The organism is Halomonas sp. JB37 (assembly GCF_002332255.1).
GTDB lineage: Bacteria > Pseudomonadota > Gammaproteobacteria > Pseudomonadales > Halomonadaceae > Vreelandella > Vreelandella casei.
Genome location: NZ_NRGW01000001.1, coordinates 1,587,256 through 1,610,285, shown reverse-complemented (window position 1 = coordinate 1,610,285; position 23,030 = coordinate 1,587,256). Strand labels below are relative to the sequence as shown.

Annotated in this window: 19 protein-coding genes; 3 read left to right on the top strand and 16 right to left on the bottom strand. The window is 53.8% G+C overall.

The features are described 5' to 3' along the window. Positions 1-33: 33 nt before the first annotated feature. The 4 genes from dbpA to CIK78_RS07420 all read right to left on the bottom strand — a co-directional run bounded on the left by dbpA (position 34) and on the right by CIK78_RS07420 (position 3,351). Positions 34-1,467 carry an ATP-dependent RNA helicase DbpA gene (gene dbpA / locus CIK78_RS07435; protein ID WP_176483437.1) on the bottom strand — a complete coding sequence of 478 codons (1,434 nt, stop codon included), beginning with the start codon at positions 1,465-1,467 and terminating at the stop codon, positions 34-36. A gap of 89 nt (positions 1,468-1,556) precedes the next feature. Next, the gene (gene ybaK / locus CIK78_RS07430; RefSeq protein ID WP_096278681.1) at positions 1,557-2,024 is read right to left on the bottom strand and encodes a Cys-tRNA(Pro) deacylase; all 468 of its coding nucleotides are present in this window, start codon (positions 2,022-2,024) and stop codon (positions 1,557-1,559) included. Positions 2,025-2,112: 88 nt separating this feature from the next. After that, positions 2,113-2,382 (bottom strand): hypothetical protein, encoded by a 270-nt coding sequence (locus CIK78_RS07425; protein ID WP_096278679.1) that lies wholly within the window; start codon positions 2,380-2,382, stop codon positions 2,113-2,115. A gap of 102 nt (positions 2,383-2,484) precedes the next feature. Further along, complete coding sequence (locus CIK78_RS07420; RefSeq protein WP_096278677.1) at positions 2,485-3,351, bottom strand: cation diffusion facilitator family transporter; 867 nt, start codon at positions 3,349-3,351, stop codon at positions 2,485-2,487. 115 nt (positions 3,352-3,466) lie between these two features. Between CIK78_RS07420 and CIK78_RS07415 the strand changes: the two genes are divergently transcribed. Then, positions 3,467-4,351: a LysR family transcriptional regulator gene (locus CIK78_RS07415; protein ID WP_096278675.1), complete on the top strand. Its 885-nt coding sequence runs from the start codon at positions 3,467-3,469 to the stop codon at positions 4,349-4,351. Between the two features lie 208 nt (positions 4,352-4,559). After that, complete coding sequence (locus tag CIK78_RS07410; RefSeq protein ID WP_096278673.1) at positions 4,560-5,969, top strand: PhoH family protein; 1,410 nt, start codon at positions 4,560-4,562, stop codon at positions 5,967-5,969. A gap of 131 nt (positions 5,970-6,100) precedes the next feature. On the opposite strand, the gene CIK78_RS07405 is transcribed toward CIK78_RS07410, so the two are convergent. From CIK78_RS07405 to CIK78_RS07365, 9 genes are all read right to left on the bottom strand, one after another. After that, entirely contained in the window at positions 6,101-7,075 is a 975-nt protein-coding gene (locus CIK78_RS07405) for a YihY/virulence factor BrkB family protein (protein ID WP_096278671.1), read from the bottom strand. Between the two features lie 36 nt (positions 7,076-7,111). After that, the gene (locus CIK78_RS07400) at positions 7,112-8,884 is read right to left on the bottom strand and encodes a complex I subunit 5 family protein (RefSeq protein WP_096278669.1); all 1,773 of its coding nucleotides are present in this window, start codon (positions 8,882-8,884) and stop codon (positions 7,112-7,114) included. Next, positions 8,881-10,386 carry a proton-conducting transporter membrane subunit gene (locus tag CIK78_RS07395; RefSeq protein ID WP_096278667.1) on the bottom strand — a complete coding sequence of 502 codons (1,506 nt, stop codon included), beginning with the start codon at positions 10,384-10,386 and terminating at the stop codon, positions 8,881-8,883. The genes CIK78_RS07400 and CIK78_RS07395 overlap by 4 nt, the downstream gene beginning before the upstream one ends. Next, the gene (locus CIK78_RS07390; RefSeq protein ID WP_096278665.1) at positions 10,383-11,873 is read right to left on the bottom strand and encodes a proton-conducting transporter membrane subunit; all 1,491 of its coding nucleotides are present in this window, start codon (positions 11,871-11,873) and stop codon (positions 10,383-10,385) included. The genes CIK78_RS07395 and CIK78_RS07390 overlap by 4 nt, the downstream gene beginning before the upstream one ends. Then, the gene (locus tag CIK78_RS07385; protein ID WP_096278663.1) at positions 11,870-12,550 is read right to left on the bottom strand and encodes a hypothetical protein; all 681 of its coding nucleotides are present in this window, start codon (positions 12,548-12,550) and stop codon (positions 11,870-11,872) included. Before CIK78_RS07385 ends, CIK78_RS07390 begins: the two co-directional genes overlap by 4 nt. Positions 12,551-12,606: 56 nt before the next feature. Beyond that, positions 12,607-13,272 (bottom strand): alpha/beta fold hydrolase, encoded by a 666-nt coding sequence (locus CIK78_RS07380; protein WP_096278661.1) that lies wholly within the window; start codon positions 13,270-13,272, stop codon positions 12,607-12,609. Between the two features lie 102 nt (positions 13,273-13,374). Further along, entirely contained in the window at positions 13,375-15,144 is a 1,770-nt protein-coding gene (locus tag CIK78_RS07375) for an SLC13 family permease (RefSeq protein ID WP_096278659.1), read from the bottom strand. Positions 15,145-15,386: 242 nt separating this feature from the next. After that, complete coding sequence (locus tag CIK78_RS07370; protein WP_008958127.1) at positions 15,387-15,590, bottom strand: cold-shock protein; 204 nt, start codon at positions 15,588-15,590, stop codon at positions 15,387-15,389. A 223-nt stretch (positions 15,591-15,813) separates the two neighbouring features. Then, entirely contained in the window at positions 15,814-17,472 is a 1,659-nt protein-coding gene (locus CIK78_RS07365; protein ID WP_096278657.1) for a GMC family oxidoreductase N-terminal domain-containing protein, read from the bottom strand. A 313-nt stretch (positions 17,473-17,785) separates the two neighbouring features. Here CIK78_RS07365 and msrA point away from each other — a divergent pair, with 313 nt between their 5' ends. Further along, a complete protein-coding gene (gene msrA / locus CIK78_RS07360) occupies positions 17,786-18,406 on the top strand; it encodes a peptide-methionine (S)-S-oxide reductase MsrA (RefSeq protein ID WP_096278655.1) in 621 nt (206 codons plus the stop codon). Between the two features lie 28 nt (positions 18,407-18,434). On the opposite strand, the gene CIK78_RS07355 is transcribed toward msrA, so the two are convergent. The 3 genes from CIK78_RS07355 to CIK78_RS07345 all read right to left on the bottom strand — a co-directional run bounded on the left by CIK78_RS07355 (position 18,435) and on the right by CIK78_RS07345 (position 22,801). Continuing rightward, complete coding sequence (locus CIK78_RS07355; RefSeq protein ID WP_096278653.1) at positions 18,435-20,033, bottom strand: sigma 54-interacting transcriptional regulator; 1,599 nt, start codon at positions 20,031-20,033, stop codon at positions 18,435-18,437. A gap of 94 nt (positions 20,034-20,127) precedes the next feature. Next, on the bottom strand, positions 20,128-21,549 hold the full coding sequence (locus CIK78_RS07350; protein ID WP_096278650.1) for a hypothetical protein: 1,422 nt from the start codon (positions 21,547-21,549) through the stop codon (positions 20,128-20,130). Positions 21,550-21,628: 79 nt separating this feature from the next. Further along, complete coding sequence (locus tag CIK78_RS07345; protein WP_096278648.1) at positions 21,629-22,801, bottom strand: iron-containing alcohol dehydrogenase; 1,173 nt, start codon at positions 22,799-22,801, stop codon at positions 21,629-21,631. Positions 22,802-23,030 lie beyond the last annotated feature (229 nt).

The window sequence follows — 23,030 nt, the reverse complement described above, 5'->3', positions numbered from 1 at the left end:
TATCGTTGCCATCTACGTTCAGTGATTATTGGCTCAATAACGAATACGACGAACGCGGAAAGCCCGCCCTTTTAATTTATCACGCTCAAGCTTGGCCTGAGCTTGTTGAATCACATTGCGCTCAACCGCGACATAGGCACTGCGGGCGAGCACTTTAATTTTACCCACTTGATCACCGCGCAGCCCACCCTCACTGGTCAAAGCGCCCAGAATATCGCCAGGGCGAAGCTTATCTTTCTTGCCACCAGCTAGCTGCAGCGTCGCCATCAGCGGCTCAAACGGCACCGACAGCTGAGGTTTGGGGAGTGGCTCAGTGGCAAGCGGTTGCTGCAGTAACACTTCCAGCTTTTCCAGCCGGTAGCTTTCTTTCGGGGTCACCAGCGTGCAGGCAATGCCGCTGGCACCGGCGCGCCCGGTGCGTCCAACTCGATGCACATGCACATCAAGCTCACGAGCAATTTGGTAGTTAAATACGGCGTCCAGCTGTGCAATGTCTAAGCCACGAGCGGCCACGTCAGTGGCCACCAGGACAGAAGCACTTTGATTGGCAAACAAAATCAGTATGCGATCGCGGTCTTTTTGCTCTAAATCACCGTTGAGAGCTACCGCGCTAAACCCGGCGTCCGTCAACTGCTCAGCCACTGCCTGAGTCTCACGCTTGGTATTGCAAAACACAACGCTGGTGGTGGGTCGATAGGTCAGCAGCAGCTGGCGAAGCGCATCAAATCGCGCCTCTTCATTTGCCACCGTATAAAAGTGCTGATGAATAGTGCGCGCATCGTGCACCTCGGCGATTTTCACCGTCACCGGGTCGCGCATAATGCCACGGGTCATCTCGGTTAAGCCGCCGGACGCCTGCTCGTCCGGGAACGTCGCGCTAAATAGCAGCGTTTGGCGCGAAGCGGGCGTGTCCGCAATGATGTCATCGATGGTTGCCTGGAAGCCCATATCCAACATCCGATCCGCTTCATCCAGCACCAGCATGGCAAGGGAATCCAGCGTCAGCGAGCCTTTGCGCAAGTGCTCATCAATGCGTCCCGGCGTACCCACCACGATGTGCGCGCCGTGTTCTAAAGAGCCAAGCTGGGGACCGAACGGCGCACCACCGCAAAGCGTCAGCACTTTCACATTAGCCATACCGCGGGCCAACCGACGTAGCTCTTCTGCCACTTGGTCAGCGAGCTCACGGGTTGGGCACAGCACTAACCCCTGCACAGCAAAGCTTTCTACTTTCAACGCCGCCAGCAGCGCCAAACCGAATGCCGCCGTCTTACCTGAACCCGTTTTCGCCTGCGCTAGCACATCGCGCCCGGCCAGCATCGGCGGCAGGCTTTGCGCCTGCACCGGCGACATTTCATGGTAGCCAAGAGATGCAAGGTTGCTCAGCAAAGCTTTCGGCAACGCTAACGAGGAGAAAGAAGAGTCAGACACGATATTACCTTGCTTGGGCCACAGGTGTGCGGCCATCATAAATACAGTGCGCGCCCTCTGGAGGGCAGTCGACGCACACAAACGTTACCGCACCATACCAGAAAGTGCCTCGATCTGCGCCGCCATCACGTTGCCAGGGATACAAAAGTGGCCTCACTCAGGGTGGCCAGGTCTCTCGGCGTCAGTTCAATTTCAAGCCCTCGTCGGCCCGCGCTGACATACACAGTAGCGAATGCTTCAGCTGACGAATCCACAAACGTGACTAGGCGCTTTTTCTGGCCTAGCGGGCTCACCCCGCCCAACACATAGCCTGTGGTGCGCTCTACTTCTTCTGGCGAGGCCATGACGGCTTTTTTAACGTCGGCCGCTTTGGCAATTTTCTTTAAGCTTAGCTGCCCCGTAACAGGCACGATGCCGACTGCCAGCTGCTTGCCATCCAACTTCACAACTAACGTTTTAAAAACCTGCTCGGCAGACACACCCAGCTTTTCAGCGGCTTCTAAACCATAGGATTGCGCGGCAACATCGTGATGATACTCATGAACTTGGAAGGCAACCCCTGCATGTTTTGCGCTATTAATCGCCGGCGTCATGTCGCTCTCTTTTTTTGCTAGGAACTAAAACACTAACGCCAGCTTAACAAAGCTGGCGTTAGTGTTTATACAGTTAAAATATCAGCGCTTACTGACAAGACACTACTTTACGCATGATGTCTTTCGCCCAAAGGGTTTGCCCATCGGGCGTACGTCCGTGCTCGTTCCAGCGCTCGGCTGTTTCCAAGCAGAAAGAACCGGCACTTTCAACGCTTGTATCGCGATTAGCCGGACGCTCTCCGCCAATACGCATCACGTCTGGGTTATCGGAAGTATAGCGGGGAGCAATGGTAGAGCTTGCACAGCCAGCGACCAGAACAGTCAGCAGCAGTGCGGGTAAACAGCGGCGCAATGGCATGTTATTACAACCCTCAACGTAGCGATCATTAGCCCGACACTTTTTGTCGGTAGCGCTAAATAGCACCGCTGTACAAATAACGTCAATCTTTTTTAACGCCGCTTAGCCGGCAATCAGGGTAAGACTGGTGATTGGGCGCAGATTTAATCGCTTGCAGCGTTGCTCCACGCTATCAACTATTTCCTGGGCATCGTGAAACTGCTGCTTATCGAGCTGGATGTCTACCATCAAGAAACTGCCTACCTGTGCCAAGCGCACATCGTCATCGGTGACATCAAAATCAGCAACGTCTTTCATGACATCGCGACGCACGCAGTTACTCGGCACACCGAACATCAGCTCACGTAGAGCGCCTTTCACCATGCGAATTGGCATCGGTAGGAAGTAGCCTGCAATCACCAGCACCATGATCGGATCGGCAAAGCGTGCGTAGCTCGCCCATGGCGTTTGCATTACCCCCCAAGTGAGCACAAAGCCCAGCATCACTGCAGCACTTAGCCAGGTATCCATCTGCCACTGACGCAATTCCGCGGCTAGCAGCGACGAGCGTGCCACGCGGGCATAGCGGGCCAGCCACCACCAGGTCAACAAGCAGCCGGTCACGTTGACCACGCCAAACATTAAGGCTAAATCTAGCGTCACTAACCGCCCTCCTGCCGATAGGCTCCAAAGTGCTGACACAAGCGACACGACACATACCATGGCGATCACTATGCCTTTGAGCAGCACCGCTAGCGGCTCAACCGTTAGCCGCCCAAAGGGGTAGTGATCATCAGCAGGCTTACGCGCTTGGTGAAGCGCATAGAGCGATAGCGATGCTAGCAATAGGCTTAGTAAGGAATAGCCGCTGTCAAAAAGAATCGTTATCGAGCCACTGGCGATCCCTAAAACAAGGCCAGTGGATGCAAAGAGGCTGGCTGAAACGGCTGAAAATCTTAGCGCACGGCGCTCGGCTACAAAGGGGGTCACGCGGATAACTCCATCACATTGGGCAAATTTTGCGCCATAATAGAAGGAGGCTGTATGAATAACCAATCGCTCAGCGCTAGCTTTATTGGCGCTAACACTTTTAAACGAGACGACTATGCGTGCTGAACAGGTGCAGGCCTTTGTTGATGTTACCGAACATGGATCTTTTGCCGCTGCGGCCCGACACACGGGAGTAAAGCGAAGTACGCTGAGCGCCGCGGTCAATGCCTTGGAAGACAGCCTCGGCGTGGCGCTCTTTGAGCGTTCAGGTAATAGCTTAACGCTTAGCGCCGTTGGAGACAGCGTACTGCCCGACTGCTACCGCCTATTAACCAGCGCCAGCAGGATCAAAAAGCACTGCCACCAGCATCTGCAGGGCGTTGAAAGCCAGCTCGGTATTGCGCGTGACGATGCCCTGCCAGAGGCCTTTTGGCGCCAAGTAATGCATGATTTAAAGCAGCAGTTCCCGCTAACGGCGATATCGGTATATCTGGTGCCTCCCCAGGAACATGCCCAGTTTGTACAGCGCCAAACGGTAGATATCGCTTTTGGCCTTTACACCGCTGAAGGCATTGATGCTAACGCGGCCAACCTTGCCCCGGTCACGATGCGTTTGGTGGCCGCGCCGCAGCATCCTCTCAGCCGCCTTCCTAGCGTCAATCGCGATGACTTAGCCCAGTACACGCAGGTGTGCTTAACCCACGTACAAGACGACAAACTGATCAGCGAGGCGTTGTTTTCAGGCAATTATCTTGGGCTCACCATGTTTGAAGTCATACGAGACGCTGTAATTAATGCCACCGGCTGGGCGCTACTCCCTTATCCGCTGGTCAAAAGTGCCCTGGAGGCAGGCACTTTGTGTACGCTCAATCACGATCTCGTCTTAGACAGCCACCATTATCGCTATGTAGAAAGCGATAACCGTGGCGTAGTGGCCGCAGCGCTGCTGAACAAGGTGGCACACTTTTTAGCCACGCTGCGCCAATCCGAGTTTTCTTAACCGCTGCTCAAGCAGACTGACACAGCGTTGAAATAATTTAATTGGCAAAAAATGCCAAAGCCTTCCACGCTATTACAAAGTGCTCAGCCATTAAAAAACGAAGGAGATGCCAGGACACGCCATGTGAGGGACACAGGCAAGTGTCATCTGGGCGTAATACGCACCTGCCAGTGTCGAAGTTGCCGTCAACCAAGGAGTGATTCCACCGATGGTACGACTCGATAAGAAAGCCACTCGGCTGTACGTGCTGGACACTAATGTCCTCATTCATGATCCTGCCGCGCTCTATCACTTCGATGAGCACGATGTTGTTATCCCGATGACGGTTCTGGAGGAACTGGATAAGCACAAAAACGGTATTCGTGAAATCGCCCGCACGGCCCGCCAAATTAGCCGTACGCTTTCTGACCTTACTAGCCAAGTCACCTTTGATGAAATTCAGCTCGGCATTCCAATCCCCCGAATTAGCGGCGAATCAGGTCGCCTGCACTTTTTATGCTACAACGATTTAAAACTCCTCGACGCCATTGATGACAGCCCCGATAACCGCATATTGGCGGAGACCTGCCGCCTGCGCGATGAACGCCCCGATGCCTCGGTGATTCTGATCACCAAAGATATCAACCTGCGCGTTAAAGCCGCCGCGCTAAAGGTACCGGTTGAGGATTATCTAAACGACCGCGCATTCTCTGATAGCGATGCCATGATTGAAGGCGCACAGGTTTATGCCTCAGCAGGGCAAGATGGCGCCACGCTATGGGAAGGCCTCAATGTCGATGTCACCGTCGAGCGCGTTGGTCATCACACGTTCTATCAGCTCAATGGCGTGATGCCCCGGCATTGGCACGTTGGCATGCTGGTGTCGGATAGTGAGAATGGCGCAGAGTTCGAGGCGATCGTTCGCGAACTGGGCCCCTCCACAGCCCGCCTTCAGCTACTGACCAACTACCGCCATCATGCCGGCGTGTGGGGCGTTCATGCACATGACAGCCGGCAAAACTTCACCTTAAACTTGCTGATGGACCCGGATATTGACCTGGTGACGGTGGCCGGTAACGCCGGTACCGGTAAGACGTTTATGACGCTGGCCGCCGCCTTTCAACAAACGTTGGATGCCAAGCTATTTGAGCGCATTGTATTTACCCGCGCGCCGATCCCTATGGGGGAAGATATCGGTTTTCTACCCGGTACCGAAGAGGAGAAAATGTCACCGTGGATGGGCGCTTTTCACGACAACATGGATAACCTGCTGCGCAACGAGGAGGGAGAGTCCAGCTGGGATAATGGCGCCACTCGCCAACTGATTGGCTCACGCGTACAAATTCGCTCGCCAAGCTTTATGCGCGGCCGCACCTTAAATGACACGTTTCTAATCATTGATGAGGCGCAAAACTTTACCCCCAAACAGCTAAAATCGCTGGTGACACGGGCGGGGCGCAATACCAAGATTGTCTGCCTGGGCAACGTTGGTCAGATCGACACCCCCTACCTAACCGCCAATACCTGCGGCATGGCGGCCGTCGTTGAGCGTTTTCGAGACTGGCCTCACGCCGGCCATATCACCTTGAAAAGTGTTGAACGTTCTCGCTTAGCACTTGCCGCTGAAGAGCTGTTATAAGACTAGCGATTGTTAAGCATCATCCCTCACGCGGGGACCGGGTGAGGGATGATTTATTCAAGTAAGTTTAACCAGGAAAGCTGATCCAAGAAGCGGAGCACACAAGTACTTCAGCGACAGGGCTTAAGCGACTACTCAGCGTCTGATGCCCGCCACGGCTGAGGGCTGCCAATAGTATCTGCGGCAAACGCCTCGCGTTCGCCAAGAGGGCGCGGATAACCGACAGTTGTATCGCGGTAAGTCTGACGCTCCATTTCACTGTTCACTTCTGCGCCAAACAGCACCACGAAGGCAGAGAGCCAAAACCATATCATTAACGCTATGACGGCCCCCAGTGATCCATAGAGCTCACTAAAGGTTGCGAAATAGCGTACGTACAGCGAAAGCCCGCCAGAACCTAATAGCCACATAAAAGTGGCGAGTAACGTTCCATAGCTTAACCACCGCCACTGCGCTGAACGCCGATAGGGTGCGAAACGATAAAGTAACGCGATCAGCACGCTCATTAGCACTAAGAGCGCAGGCCAACGTAACCATTTCAGCAGCTTATCCAGGGGTGGATCAATGGCTAGCGCATCAACCAGCATGGGTACGATGGCGATAAAACCCAGTGATACCAAGGTCATAATAATCAAACCAAACGTCAGCGACACCAACACCGTACTGCGATGAAATAGTGAGCGTTTTTCCGTTTCCCCATACACCACGTTTAATCCAATCACTAATACCGCCACGCTTTTTGAGGCAACAAACATGGCAATCAATAGACCGACTAGCGTGGCCATCACGTTACTTGATTCAGCACTTTCCACTACCTTTTGGGCCTGCTGATCAATTAACTTGGCCGCATCGGGTGGCATAAAACGGCTAATTTCGTACAGCTGCTGGCCCGCCTCATAGGGGTCAAACAGCAGCCCCCAGAGCGAAATAACCGCGGCAATAGTGGGAAACAATGCGAGCAATGCGTAAAAAGCGACACCGGCCGCCAGCATAGTAATGCGGTCCCGCCGCGCGGCGCGCACTACTCGCCAGACAATATCATGCCAGCCACGAGCGGGAATCTCGCCCGGCACCTCGGCATGCCGGCCACGCTCAAGATTACTCATAGCGCGTCAAAGCCCAACACGGTTGCGGCATTCTCATCATCCTTGGCCTTCCCACATAAGTAGCGCCGCAAGCACTGCGGCAAGCACCATCATCAAACCACTAGAATGATGCCGCAACCAGCTCTCCCCGGCCAATCCGCGTGATAAATAAACCATGAATCTCTTTTCCATACTTTGCGCGGCCGCCACGCTGGCCGCTTTAATCTTGCCACAGGCGTGGCCTATCAAACGTATAGGCACTAGCGCAGCGTTGGCTATAAAGGCATACAGCCACCATAGATCACCTGCGGGGGGCGATTTACCCTTAAAGGGGCGGGTTAATAGCCAGCCCAATACAGCGAGCACAACACCTGCCGGAAATGGCCATATAATCCCCAGCCACTCTTTAAGAGGCGCCATTTCAATACTGCCCGCAGGTAGCGGTAACCACAGCGGCGTTACGAGCGCCGCCATAATGCCTGCAAGCCAAGCACCCCACTGCCACGGATTGCTGCCGCCTTGCTCGCGCTGCTGCCACTGGCGCCAAAGCGCAACACTGACTAGCGCCGCGGTGCCAACGGCGGCCCAACTCAGCAGCTTAATTAACGATTCATGATGCATCTCATAAAGCGGGCTTTTGACGCCCCATTTGCTGATCATACCTGCGCCAATAGCACCAGCCAGCGATATGCCCGGCAGCGCCATCAACGCCCACACCAGAGGCAACGGCCAGCGTGGCAGGTGCTCACTAATACTGGTGCCCATAAATAGACTACCTTTGGCCAGCGCGTGATGAGCGGCAAACAGCACCAAGCCCGGCCACAGCAGTGGCCAAACATCCGGCGCCACTAGCCCCATTGCCACCAGCGCGGTCATCATGCCCATTTGACTAATACTTGAATACGCTAGCACGGCTTTTGGATGGCGCTGAAATACACCGTAAAGCGCAGCGGCAAAGGCGGCTGCCAACCCGGCTATCAGCATAACGTGGCCAAACTGGGCTAAGGCACCAGGTACCTCGTCATGACCCAGCGGCAGCACGCTTATCCAGCCGAGCAGGCCTGCTTTAATCATCACCCCGCTGAGCACCGCACTGGCCGGTGCGGGCGCTACCGGATGCGCCAACGGCAGCCATACGTGCAATCCGATAACGCCGGCTTTTACCCCGAAGCCTAAGCACAGCAAGGCGGCCATCCATGCGCCCTGCTCTGCGATCAAAATACCCTCACGCACACCTTGCAGCGTTAGCGTGTCGGCCTCACCGGCGGCCCACAAAAAGCCGGCTAAAATAAGGCCCTCGCCGACCACGGCCAGTATTAAATATACCCGCGCGCCCAGCCGAGCCTCTTGTGTACCGGTATGCACTACGAGGGCATAAGCGGCAAACGTCATCAGCGCAAAGCCTAAATAGAAGCTGGCAATATCCTGGGCGACAACCAATAACACGTTGCCTAATAAGGTCATTGGCCACAGCAGTGACAAACGTTGCAGGCGGCGCTGAACATCTTGATCGCCTGCCTGAGCCTGCTTATGCTCCGCCGCAAAGTAACCTCGCGCGTGCACGGCTGCTAAACTCCACAGCAGCGCGGTAAACGCCAGCCATGGTCTGCTTAGCGAGTTTAACGCCCACTCCCCGCCCAGCATCCAGGCATCGATAGTCCACTGCGCTTCGCCACCGTACGCTAACAGTAAGGCAGGCCAAGCAGCGCTCACCCACAGCAGGGAAAAATAGTCGCGCCGTGAGCTTGGCGTGCGATAGGCGTGCCAAGCTGAACACCCGGCGACGCACAGCGGCCATAGCAGTGACAGCGCCAGCAGCAGCGTCATCATAGCAAGTACTCCCCGTTTGCGACGCGGGTTGCCCAGTCCAGCGGACTAAACGGCAAGCCTGCCAACAAACCAGCAGCGAGGCTCACCAGCGCGGTAAACACCATCGGTAAAAGCAACCAGCCATGGGTTTCAAAGCGGCCTAAACGCTGTTCGTCGGGCCAACTGCCTTTGCCATGAGAAGGCCCTAAACGGAACCACAGGCGATGCACAATCGGTAAAAAATACATCGCGTTGAGCGTGCTGCTGATCACCAACACGGCCACCACCCAGTACATTTCAGCCTGGATCGCGCCGATACCGAGGTACCATTTGGTAATAAAACCAGCAAAGGGCGGGAGGCCGATCATGCCTAGCGCGCCGATCGTGAATGCAATACTGGTTAACGGCATGCGCTTACCGGCACCGTCCATCTCGTCAATGCGGTGAATCCCCAGCTCTTCTGCATAGTTACCCGCACAGAAGAATAACGTGACCTTCATTAAACCCTGGTGCAGCAAGTGCGCTAACGCGCCAATAGTGCCGAAAGGCCCAAATAAGCCGATGCCGAGAATAACGTAGGAAACTTGGCTGATGGTAGAAAACGCCAAGCGTGGTTTCAGCTCCTCTTGCGCGATGGCTCTCAACGACCCATAAATAATCGTAATAGACGCCGCCACCGCCAGCGCGGTAATGACACCAAGCTCCACGCTAAGCTCAATGCCATAAAGATCATAAACCACTCGCAAGATGCCAAACGCGCCAGCCTTCACGACTGCGACGGCGTGCAGCAGCGCACTCACCGGCGCTGGCGCAACCATTGCTCTTGGTAGCCAGCCGTGCAGCGGCACCATAGCAGCCTTAACCGCAAACCCGCCCACCAGCAGCGCAAATATTAGCGTTAGCAAGCCACGGTTATCGTTTAAATAATCGCCCAAGCCTGCTTCGGAAGAAAACGACTGGTCCCCCGTCAGGCTATAAAGCAGCACCGCGCCCAGGAGCAGCACCACGCCAGCCGTGAGGGTATAGCGCAAATAAATGCGGCCCGCGTTGAGCGCTTGCTCCGTACCCCGGTGCACCACTAGCGGGTACGTGGAGAGCGTCAACATTTCGTAGAAAATCAAAAAGGTAAACAAGTTATCAGCCAGCGCAATGCCGATGGTGCTGGCCACGCAGAGGCTAAAAAAGCCAAAAAAGCGCTTCCTGTTGGCAGACCCTTCCAAGTAACCAATCGCGTAAATCGTCGTACACAGCCAAAGCAGTGACGATAACCCGGCGAACATCACCCCAAGCGCATCCGTGCGCAATACGAAATCAACACCGCCGACAACCTGGAAGCTGAAAATATCTTCATACCCAGCGGCTACTCGCCTGACCATCAAGGTGACCAGAACAATATTGGTGACCGCCGCCAGCAGATTAATCGTGGTGCGTAGACGATGGGACTCTTCCGGCAGCACAAAAATAATCCCGGTGACTAACAGCGCGATAGCCAACGCGGTGATGGGTAGCCACTCAGCAGTCATACGCCACCTCCATGCATCAATCCCAATGGATAATGCGCGAAAAGCCCCAGTGCGAAAGCGGCTAGCGCCAGCGTCAGGGCGATTAAGTCCATCCCCGGCGCAAGAGGCTGGTAACGCTGGCGAGGTGCCGACTCGTCAAACGAATAGCGAAACATGCGGAATATATAGGCTGCAGTTAGTAACGTACCGACAAGCAGTGCCGCCACCGCCCACCACTGCTGCGTGATAATCATGGCCTCAAAGAGCAGCCATTTTGCGGTAAAACCAGCGCTGGGTGGCAGGCCCATTAACGTGATGGAAGCAATGCCAAACACTAACAGCGAAAGCGGCAAACGCCGGCTAGTGCCTGCAAGGCCTTTTAAGGTACTTTCACCGGTCGCCAGAATCAGGTTTCCGGCAGCCATAAACATCGCAGCCTTAGCAAAAGCGTGCCCCATTAGCTGTAACCAAAAGCCTTCCCACGCCAAGGCGCGTGGCAGCGGGGCAACGTCTGCTCCCAGTAGCAGCGGGAAAATAACCATCAAATAACCCAGCTGCGCGACGGTTGATGAGGCGACCAACGTTTTCAGTGAGTCGGTTCGCCATGCTAATAGGCCACCCCATACAATCGCCAGCATGCCTAGCCAGGCAATAACACGCGGTGCATAGAAAGCATCTGGCAGTAAAATGCTCCATAGCAGCACCAGCATAAAAAGCGAAGCCTTGATCACCAGCCCGGCATGCAGTGCGCTCACCGGCGTCCAGGCATTTTCGTGGACAGGCGACAGCCAGGCATGCAGCGGAAACAGCGCAGCTTTCAACGCAAGTCCCGCGCCCACTAGCGCCGCCGCGAACCATGCCACGGGGCCGGGCTCGATTATCTCGGCTAAACCCTGTAAATCTAACCGGCCCCAGTGACCTAGAATCAAAGCAACGCCCAGCAGATAAGTCAATGACCCCACCAGCGCTAGCAGCAAATAGCGCATCCCCGCCTTAAGGGCAGCCGCTTTCCCCGATAGCAGCAGCATGCCGACCGCCGCCAAGCCCATCAGCTCCAACGCAACATAGAGGGTGAGTAGATCAGTGGCTAGCCACATTAATGAAAGCGCGCTTATCAACGTCCCCATCAGCGGCCAAAGCCAGCGTGCCATCGGGCCGGGGTCGCTTAAGCGCAAATAGCCCGGCGTATATAGCGCTGCGGCAACGCCAATCCACTGGGTCGTTAATAGCAGCAGTACGCTGAGCCCGTTCAAACGCAGCGACAGTTGGATATCCGCCACCGCCCACTGCCAGCGCAGTAGCCCCGCATCGTTAAAGGCGAACAGCAGCATTAAACCAGCCGCCACTATCGGCGCGCTGGCAAGTAGCACGGGCCATGCTCGCTTAGGGGGGAATAATGCCGCCAACAGCCCCATTAGCAGCGGTAGGCAAAGCACCGTCAACAGCGCCCAGTGGGTTGTGGCAAGCGGCGTAAAGGTGCTATCGAAGAGACCAAAGCGCCAGATCATGTCGCACTCTCTTTGGGCCCGCTGTCGTGGTCCAAGGCATTAACGCCTTGCAAATGTAAAAGCTGTCTTATCAGCAAGACACCGAGCATCGACCCAAGCGCCGCCACTAGCAGACCCACGCTGATTAAAACCTGGGCAGTCGGAGTAGTACCCGCCACGCCGGCAAGCAACATAAATACGCCAGAACCGAGTAGGTTAAACGCCAGCAAACGTCTTAACAGATGACGGTGTAGTGCAAAGGAGGCCATGGCGCTGGCAGCAATCACCACCCCAGCCAACAAAAGCGGATGTTCAGCAGGCGAGTGCTGCATATCGGTTAGTACATAGCCAATCGCCACAGCGACCATGACAAACCAAACCAGCGCTAACACCACTCGCATGGCAATTCGTGTCCACGGCTCGCTAAAATGATCGTGCGCTAAAACAGATGAGCCGCTAGACCCAACGTGGCCAAGAGCATAAAAACAGCAGAGCCCTGTCAGCACTGCTCCTAGCAGTAGCTCTGCGCTTGCTAACCAAATGGCACCTAGTTGCCACCATGCCAATGCCATAGCGATAGCAAAAGCCACAAAGAAGCGGCAGGCGCGCAGAAGATGGCGATCAAACAAGCACACCAGCGCCGTCCCCGTAAGGCACAGCGCTAGCGCTACTTCTACCACATCAATGGAAGCTATCATTCGTTTTCGCTACGTCCTTGCATCGGGCACGAATAGGCGCTGAGTTTAGGCGAATGCTAGCTTAGACGTGTGCCCAGCCATTTGCCGATGTCATTAACCTGCTGTGGACAGAGCGCGTGGGCCATTGGGTACTGGCGGTAATTGACCGTGTAACCCATCTCTTTCAGGCGGTCTACGCCGCTGCGCCCCAGGCTTTCGGGCACGATAGGATCAAAGTTACCGTGCTGTACTTCAATAGGCATTTGTCGATTTGCATCGCTCAGAACGATATTGTCGGCAGTGGCAAAATAGGTCGACATCGCTAACAAGCCGCCCAAGGGCGCGGGAAAAGTGAGCGCGGCTTCATAGGCAACGGCGCCGCCTTGCGAAAAACCCGCCACAATAATGCGCCGACTATCGATTCCTTGATCAATTTGCTCTTGCATCAGCCCCTGTAATCGCTCAGCCGATTTTTTGAGCTGGCTTTTATCCACCCGACGCCCCAAATCCATGGCGAGAATGTCATACCACGCGGGCATCACCATGCCGCCATTAATCGTCACGGCCAGGCGCGGCGCATGGGGCATGATAAAACGAACCTGCGAGTTTTTATGCAGTGCTAACGCGGGCACTAGCGGCTCAAAATCGTGCCCGTCAGCACCTAAACCGTGAATAATAAAGACACACGCATCGGCAGGTTGACCGTTTTTCGGCTCAATAATCAGTTCGCCAGGATCAGTCATCGACTCTCATTCCTTGTGCAAAAAAAGCAACCCTAGCGCAAACCAGTGCTAACCGCGAGTAGTGGCGCGCCTAAAGGAGCCAAGACACCGCCAAAAGCTATTTTAAAAAGGCCATACCTGAGGAATCAACACCAGCGCTATCGCACCGGTTAACACATTTAAACCACTGCCTAAGCGCAGAAAGTCACTCACCCGATAGCCGCCAGGGCCATACACCATCAAGTTCGTTTGATAGCCGATAGGCGTTAAGAAGCTGGCCGAGGCAGCAAACATAACGGCCACGACGTAAGGCATCGGACTAACGCCTAAACTTTCTGCAGCGCTCATCACGACCGGGAAAATAATCACTGCCGCAGCGTTGTTAGTGACTAGCTCTGTGAGAAGCGCTACGACACAGTAGGTCCCTATCAGCAAGAGTAGAGGATTACCCGCCACTAGCGCCAGCAAACCACCGGCAATCACTTCCGCCGCACCGGAGCTTTGTAGCGCGGCCCCCACGCCAAACGAGGCGGCAATAGTTAGCAGCACCTGGGTATCAAGGCCTCGCTTAGCCGCCCCCACCGAACAACAGCCGGTGAGTAGCACTAGCGCAGCCCCTAACATGGCGGCATTGAGCATGCTAAGCACGCCCAGCGCTGCAAGCACCACGGCACCCAGCAAGATCCCCCACGCAAGCGGCGCCTTTTCATGGATCGGCCGTGCTGACCCATTAAGCTCGCTTATCAGCAAGAAGTCTCTGGACTGACGATGACGTTCAATAAACGGTGGGCGTGCTTCTAACAGCAGCACATCCGCTGACTGCAAGCGCACTTGACCTAAATTCCCTTTTACCCGCTCACCGCCACGGCATATCGCCAGCACCGCTGCGCCATACAGCGTTCTAAACCGTCCATCGCGAATACGCTGGCCAATAAACTGGCACTGGTCAGACACAACGGCCTCGACCAAACGGCGCTCTTTAAACTCTTTCTCTAAACTGGAAGTGTCGTCTCGAGAAGGAATGAGGCCACGGATTTGCTGGAGCTCTACCGCTGCATCGCTGGTTCCGGCAAACACTAGACGGTCGCCACCTTTAAGCTGCTCCCCAGGCCCGACAACGGTGACAATATTGCCTGCACGCTCAATCTCCACCAGGAACAGCTCCTGTAGATGGCGCAGCCCGGCTTCCTCAACGCTACGGTCGACCAGTACACCAGCTGGGTCTACCTCCATTTCAATCGTGAACTCACGCGGATTGGCAAACGCACTGGCCACCCCGGAACGCGCCGGTAGCAGCCGAGGCCCTAGTGCAATCAGATAGACTAGGCCCGCTATGGCCACGGGAATCCCGACCCAAGCGAGATCTAAAAGGCCCATGCCGCGCTCGGGATAACGGTCAAGTAACAGTCCATGCACGACCAAGTTAGTACTGGTGCCGAACAGGGTAATGGTGCCACCCAGGATAGAAGCAAAGCTGAGCGGCATGAGCAGCCGCTGTGGAGATAAACGCAGCCGCCGGCTCCAGCTCATCACCGCGGGGATATAGGTAGCCACTACCGGGGTATTATTGACAAAACCACTGAGCATCGCCACGGGTAACAGCAGGCGCGTCAGGGCGCCTCTTTCGCTCGCAGGGCGCCCCAACACATAGCGAATAATGAGATCAATCCCACCGGTTTCACGAATGCTAGCCACCAGCACGTACATAAACGCGACGGTGAATAAACCGCTATTGGAAAAGCCGCCTAACGCCTGCTGAGGATCAATGACTCCCAGCGTCATCAGCACGATAACCGCACCCAGCAAAATAATGTCGGGCCCGAGGCGTGAAAAAGCCATGAGCGGAAAGATCGTAACCACCACTGCTACCGCAATCCATGCATCCAGCGACATACCCACCCCATTCTTAATCCACAAGCATGGGCTATTGTGACGCCAACCGCATATTCTAAAAAGTTATTTTTAGAAACACTTAAAGAACAAAAAAGAATATAAGAGTAGCCATAGTGGCATCAATATCGCGGCTTAGAGCACTCTCTAAATGACGGGCAACAAAAAGCCCCGCGCTTGGCGGGGCTTTACGATCAATCAACGCTAAGCGCTAATTGTTAACATCTCATGGTTTAAGAATTAACTTAAACAACTTTGATGTTAGAAGCCTGAAGGCCTTTTTTACCCTGAGTGACGTCGAAGGAAACCTTCTGGCCGTCCTGCAGAGATTTGAAACCTTCAGACTGAATTTCAGAGAAATGTGCGAACAGGTCGTCGCCATTGTCGTCAGGAGAAATGAAGCCGAAGCCTTTAGTGTCGTTGAACCACTTAACGGTACCAGTTGCCATGATCGAAATCCTCGATGTAGCTAATCAAAACCGGGAAATACCCGAATTACAGTGGGTAGAACAAGAAACTTTCACCAGAATTAACGCTTGAGGCGTTTCTATACTGCTGACAACGTTCGACTTGCTAACCAACTGAGCGTATTTTGCGCCTAACCCATGCACCCGTCAACACTACTATAATACCTAGCTAAAAGCCCCTAAATTCCTGGACTTTCGCTGAATTTCAGCTATGTGGCGCTAAGATCCAATCGGCAGCCTTCTCGGCAATCATTAAGGTTGGAGAGTTCGTATTGCCACTGGTAATGGTGGGCATGATGCTGGCATCAGCGACTCGCAAACCGTTGATACCGCGCACTCTAAGCCGGGCATCCACCACCGCCATAACATCGTCTTTGCGACCCATGCGCGCAGTACCAACGGGGTGAAAAATGGTCGTTCCTATATCGCCCGCCAACCGGGCAAGCTCATCATCACTTTGATACTCAGCGCCCGGCTTCACTTCTTCAGGCGCATATTTGTTAAAAGCAGGCTGCTCGGCAATATGCCGAGTGACGCGCAGTGAGTCCGCTGCCACCTTACGGTCTTCAGGCGTACTCAGATAGTTAGGCGAAATGGCCGGCGCTTGATGCGGGTCACTGCTTTTTAGACGCACTGTCCCTCGGCTGGTGGGGTTCAAATTACACACGCTTGCGGTAATGGCTGGGTATGCGTGCAGTGGTTGGCCAAAAGCCTCAAGGCTCAGCGGCTGCACATGGTATTGAATATTGGGGTGCGCGTGCTCTGGCGAGCTACGAGTAAATGCCCCCAGCTGCGAAGGCGCCATGCTCATAGGCCCAGAACGTTTGAGTAAATATTCAAGCCCGATACCGGCCTTTCCCCATAGCGTACTGGCCATGGCGTTTAATGTTTTGCCATTGGTAATTTTATAGACTGAGCGAATCTGCAGGTGGTCCTGCAGATTCTCGCCGACGCCCGGCAGCTCATGTACCAAGGTAACGCCGTGTTTGCGTAACAGCTCGGCAGGCCCCACGCCGGAAAGCTGCAGCAAGTGCGGCGTACCAATGGCACCGGCACATAGCACCACTTCCCCACTCACTGTCGCTCGCTGGGCACTGCCATTGCGCTCAACTTCAACGCCCGAACACCGCGGCATACCTCCCTCTTCGTTAAAGCACAGCCGATTAACCTGCGTGGAATGCCATAGCGTTAAGTTATCGCGCTTAAGTGCCGGGCGTAAAAATGCTTTAGCGGTATTCCACCGAAAGCCCGAGCGCTGATTGACGTCGAAGTAGGCCACGCCCTCGTTTGAACCGCGGTTAAAATCGTCGGTGCGCGGGATACCCGCCTGCACGGCAGCTTCGGCAAAATCGTCTAACACGGGCCATTTCAGGCGCTGCTTTTCGACCCGCCATTCGCCGCCATGCCCATGAAAGTGGCGATGTTTAGCGTCGCCATCGCCGCCCACATCTAATCGATAGTGGTCTTCGTGTTTGATAAAATCGGGCAAGCAGTTTTCCCAACGCCAAGCATCGTCTCCCGCCACCTCAGCCCAGTGGTCGTAGTCTCGCGCCTGGCCGCGCATGTAAATCATCCCATTGATGCTGGAACAGCCGCCCAGGGTTTTGCCGCGTGGATAAATCAATGAACGGCCGTTGAGCCCTTTGTCGGGCTCGGTGCGAAACAGCCAATCGGTACGCGGGTTATTGATGCAGTAGAGATACCCTACGGGAATATGAATCCAGTAGTAGTTATCCCGCCCTCCCGCTTCTATCAGCAGCACGCGATGTTTGGGGTTTGCGCTCAAACGATTGGCCAGCAGGCACCCGGCGGTGCCTGCGCCGATAACAATATAATCATAGTGGTTATTAGCTAGTTCTGGCATCACGGACTCCGGTAACGTTAAGGCGCTACTTCACCATCACTAGCGCTGTACTCGCGTGCGTGCCAACCTTTGCCACCTGGGCGTTGTGGCTAAAAAGCGCATTAATTGATTGGATTGTTGTTGTCATGGGCCTACCTTTAATAAAAAACGTGTTTTGAAAAGGCTGCTGATAAACGTATAACTAGAGACTAGCCTACTGAGTTAGCCAAGGGAGCCTAGGCGTTAGTTTAATGCCGCTGTCAGCAAGCTAAGCCCCAAGCCATTAATAGGCTTAAGCTCGAACCGTATCACTACCGCCACTGGAGTGCTTTGAATGACCCGACTTCCCCTTTTTCGTCCATTAGCACTTTGCGTAGTGGCCGCTGCAGGCCTCGCCAGCCCGTCACTTCAAGCCCAGGCGACCGTTGAAGCTACGTTTGCCGGCGGCTGTTTTTGGTGTATGGAACCACCTTACGATAAGCAGCCAGGGGTCAGCGCCACCATTTCTGGCTACATCGGCGGCGAGCTAGAGAATCCTAGCTACGAGGATATTTCGCGGGGCGGCACCGGTCACGCTGAAGCTGTTCAAGTTGAATACGACCCGGAAGAAATCAGCTATTCGCAGCTATTAGACATATTCTGGCGCAATATCGACCCCTTCGCGGTGGATCGACAGTTCTGCGACGTGGGCGATCAATACCGCTCGGCGATTTTTTATCATAATGAAGAGCAGCGAGAACTGGCCGAAGCGTCCAAAACCGACATGGAGGCTCGCTTTGACAAGGATATCGCCACCCAAATAGTACCCGCCACGGCGTTCTGGCCTGCGGAGGAGTACCACCAGGATTATTACCAGAAAAACCCGGTGCGCTATAAGTTCTATCGCTTCAGCTGTGGGCGCGATGGACGTTTAGACGAGGTGTGGGGCGAAGAAGCTGGTGGGCCAGAGTTCTAAAAACCTTGCCATATAACACCACTTATTATCAGATGCTCGCCTGACGCCAGCGCCGCTGCTTCTTTACCAGAGTCGACTGGTCGACCCCCAATGCAGTGGCTGCAGCGCGGGTAGAGCCATGGCTAGCAAGTGCTTGGTGAATTAACTGCTGTTCGAAGTGCATGACCTGTTGGCGGAGGTCGCCACTAACATGCTTTACACAAAGCGTGGCACAGGGAAATACCTCGTTCGGCAACGACGTAGCGGTTATTAGGTCTTCTAACACCGTAACGGTTAAACGCTCGGTTAAATTAATCAGCTCACGAATATTGCCAGGCCATGGATAGCTGGAAAGTAGTTCCAAGGCCTCCGGATCCCATCGCCGACACAGCCCATGCAGCTTATTAAAGTGACTCAAATAATAGCTAAGTAGTGGAATAATCTCATCGCGTCGCTGTCGTAAAGGCGATAACCACAAAGGCACCACACTAATGCGATAAAATAGATCCTCGCGAAAGCAGCCTTCTTTTACCCGGTCATGTAAATCCTGATGAGTAGCAGTAATCAAGCGCACATCGGTTTGACGAAACGCCGTTCCACCGACCGGTAAATAGCGATTTTCCTCCACTACTTTGAGCAGTTTCACTTGTAACGCGAGCGACAGGTCTCCAATTTCATCCAGAAATAGCGTGCCACCATGGGCAACATCCAGCAGCCCCTGCTTGCCTTTTGGTGCCGCTCCGGTAAAGGCACCAGCGGTATAACCAAACAGCTCTGCCTCCAGCAGCCCTTCAGGGAACGCTGTACAGTTAAGTTCCATAAACGGCCCATCCGCGCGATCACTGTGCTGATGAATATAGCGTGCCAATAGCGTTTTACCGGTGCCCGTCTCGCCTCGAATAAGTATCTTCGCGGACGTTTTTGCTACTCGCCTGGCCAGTTCAAAGCAAGGCTCCGTTTGTCGGCTGATAATCACCCCAGACGCACTTAGCGCCGTTACTTCCGGCACCTTAAACGTCTCACGCATGCGCTGAATCTGTTCTAACTGCTCCTGAGCGTGTTTCGCTAACAGCAACTCGGTAATATCACGCACACTGGTGACCACATACGCAATCGAGCCATCGGCTTTGAACATGGGCGTGCCGGTTACCACGATTTTCCGGCTATCATGAATAGTCTGCACCAGTGTAATCGGACGACGCTCACGAATAACTTCCAACGAGGCCGATTTAGAGATAAACCCCGCTTTCACCAAGTCGGCCATATGAAAGCCCACCACCTCTGCCCGAGAAATTCCGGTGATACGCTCATAAGCCTTATTGATCGTGACCGTAATCCCGCTGGCATCGGTGATATAGACACCATCGTGCAAAGCATCCAACAAAGAACTCAACGGCTCCTGATCAAAACCAAAAGCATCAACGCTTTGGGCCTCGCTAGGGGGGGTAATGCCCGTTACACGATAACGCATACACTCACCCACCAATCGACCTGACGCCTTATTGCACTGCGCCTCTTCAATATCGGTGCGGGTTAATACTCCAATCACCTGGCCCTGGATATCAAATACCTCCACTGCATCAGTACCGTGCAAGTCAAATAACGGCAGCGCGGCTTCCAACGAAAGGCACTCGTCGATACGTTGCATAACAGCTCCCCCTGATAGACCACGCCCACCGCTTTCGCGGTGGACATTGATTTTCTACCTAATAGCGTTTAAGCCACTATAGAGGCAGTGTCTGTTATTTGCGCAATGGCACCTCCGGCTCGGGATCAGCCTCCGGTAACAATGCCTCGTCCCAGTCCTTCACGAAGGTTTTATCCACCTCACCTGAGAAGAAGCGTTTGCCGTAAATTAACGCGCAGAGCAAGATACCCACCGCAAAAGCCCAGGTAGCGCCTTTAATGACCAGCATGGCAGCAATAATTCCCGCGATACCTAAGTCTCGCTGGCTGCGCGCTTCCATAATGCCAATACGTACACTCACGTAGCCCTGAATTAACAACGTCAGCGCCAATGCAATCCCCAGGATGGGCTCCACCAAGCTAACAATTGGCAACAGCAACAAACCGGTATTCGTGCCCCAGCGGAATGAGCCGGAGCCGCCGAAGATAGAGTTCATCGCTGCTTTGCCCTGCTTGTAACGCTCCACCGTTACTACATGCATCGCTGCCCACAGCGGGCCACACATCACCACATCGGGACCAAAGATACTCATTCCGAAGTTACGCCCACCAAAAATCATGTGTGCACGATTAGGGTTATAATCGATTTTTTCGTCCTGGCGTTTCTCATCAGCCTCTTCCAGTAACGCCTTGCTTTGAAGCACATCGCCAAACAGCACAATGTAAGCGGCGATAACTGTAGGTAACGCGGTCAAAAACATCGTCAACGGCGGCAAGCCAACACCAAACACCGTGTATTCACTAAACATCAGCGCGAAATCAGGCTGGCTAAACCCCCACTCCACATCAGGCCACGGTGCTTCACCAAACAGTGGTGCCACCACGATGGCCAGTACAATAATGGGAAAAATACCCAACTTACCGATCGCGCCCCAAAGCCCGCCCTGCGCTTTCAACTTATTAAAGTGCTTAGAAAAAATCAGATAGAACGCAACGCCTACCGCAATCGCAATGGTAAAAGGATACTGCTCAAAGCGACCACCCTCATCAAACACCACGACAATGGCCGCCAGCCCAGCGCCCATAATGACACCCGCTTTAATAGCAGAAGGGATTAGCCGCACCACCTTGCTAGCCATACCCGTTACCCCAAGCCCAAGCGCAATAATCCCCAATAGCATCTGAAAGGCAATCAGCGCATGAACTCTGTCTACCCCCTCAGGAAAGGTCGACACATAAGCCATCAACAGAGGAATAGCGGGGGTAATCCAACCTGGGATAACCGGATCACCCAGCAGATGATGCATCAAATAGAGCAAGCCATTTAAAATTACAATGGCCAACGCTGCTTCAAACGGCATGCCTAGTAACTGCATCATCAATGGAATGGCGGCAAGATCCACCGCACACATTAATAGGCCCTGCAGGTAATCGGGCAGTTCAAAACGGTAATGATAAAACGGCAGGCGTAGCTTAAATGGCCCTAACGGGGTGTACGGGCTCTCTTCACCGTCAACGCGATGTTTCCAAGCACTCATGGCATGGGCTCCTATTTTAAAATTGTTAGTATTTTTTTAATAAACGTTTTGTCGTTATGGCGTTTTAATTAGCGGCGCATTAATAAGCGTCGTGGTAAATCGCCTCAATATCCGCAAGCGTTAATACCCGCGGGTTATTACGTAGCAAACGTTCCACCTTAATGGCCTCGGCGGCCAACTCGGGAATGGCGGATTCAGGAATATCAAAAGAGCGTAAACCGGCAGGAATCTCCACATCAGCACACAGCTTATGCATGCGCTTGATAACCGCATCGGCAACGGCATCATCCGAAAGCCCAGCCACGGGTTCATCAAAGGCCACCGCAATGCCACGAAAGCGCTCGACGCAGGCCAACTTGTTCCACTCCATCACAAATGGCAACAAGAGTGCATTGGTTACTCCATGAGCCAAGTGGTAACGCCCACCTAATGGATATGCCAAGGCATGCACCGCCCCCACACCAGCATTACCAAACGCCAATCCCGCCAAGAGACTGCCAGTAGCCATGTCTTCACGGGCTTGAAGGTGGTTAGGGTTAGCAAATGCCTTGGGTAGCGCATGGATGATCAAGTTCATGGCTTTAACCGCTAAGGCATCGGTAATCGGCGTTGCGAAGTTAGAAAGGTAGGCTTCTATCGCATGCACCAACGCATCGACCCCGCTGGCCGCCGTTACTGAACGCGGGCAGCTCAGCGTCAACTCCGGCGCTACAATAGCTACGTCAGGTAGTAGGCAATCACTTACTATACCCTTTTTCATCTTCTGAACTTTATCCGACAAAATTGCGATATTGGTTACTTCAGATCCTGTGCCCGCCGTGGTTGGCATGGCGATTAAAGGCACCTCACGTTGGGCAACTTTATTTTCACCAAACAATCCCTCAAGCGGGCCTTCATAGTGTGCATATACCGCCACGCACTTGGCGATGTCCATCCCACTTCCGCCGCCTACGGCGATAACGCTATCATGCTGACCACCATTAAAAGCACGCGTGCAATTTTCAACTATTTCCACTTCAGGCTCGGGCGCAATCTGATCAAATACTGCATAGGGCACATTTAGCGCCATGAGCTGCTCGGTGATGATATCCAGCGTGCCTGAAGCCACCACCCCCCTATCGGTCACGATCAACGGTCGTTGCATCCCCAGCGACTGCACATAGAGCTGCAACTGCTGGGCAGCTCCGTGACCAGTGACCAGCTTACCCGCGCTTTTAAAGCTACTTACTTGATTAAAAGGACTTAACTGCATGTGACGTTTCCTATAGAAATGTTATTGATTGTTCTACCAGCGCTGCTAATACGAAGGCGATTTCACCGGATAACAAATTCAAAGCAAATGCCATGCCAATAATATAATAATCATAAGCTTATGATTTAATTAAAATAACTGAATAAAAAAATAAAACGCTGATTAGGAAAAGAAAAAAATCATCAAAAAATACTTGATCGATGAAAAAAATCATCAGTAATGCAAAGCG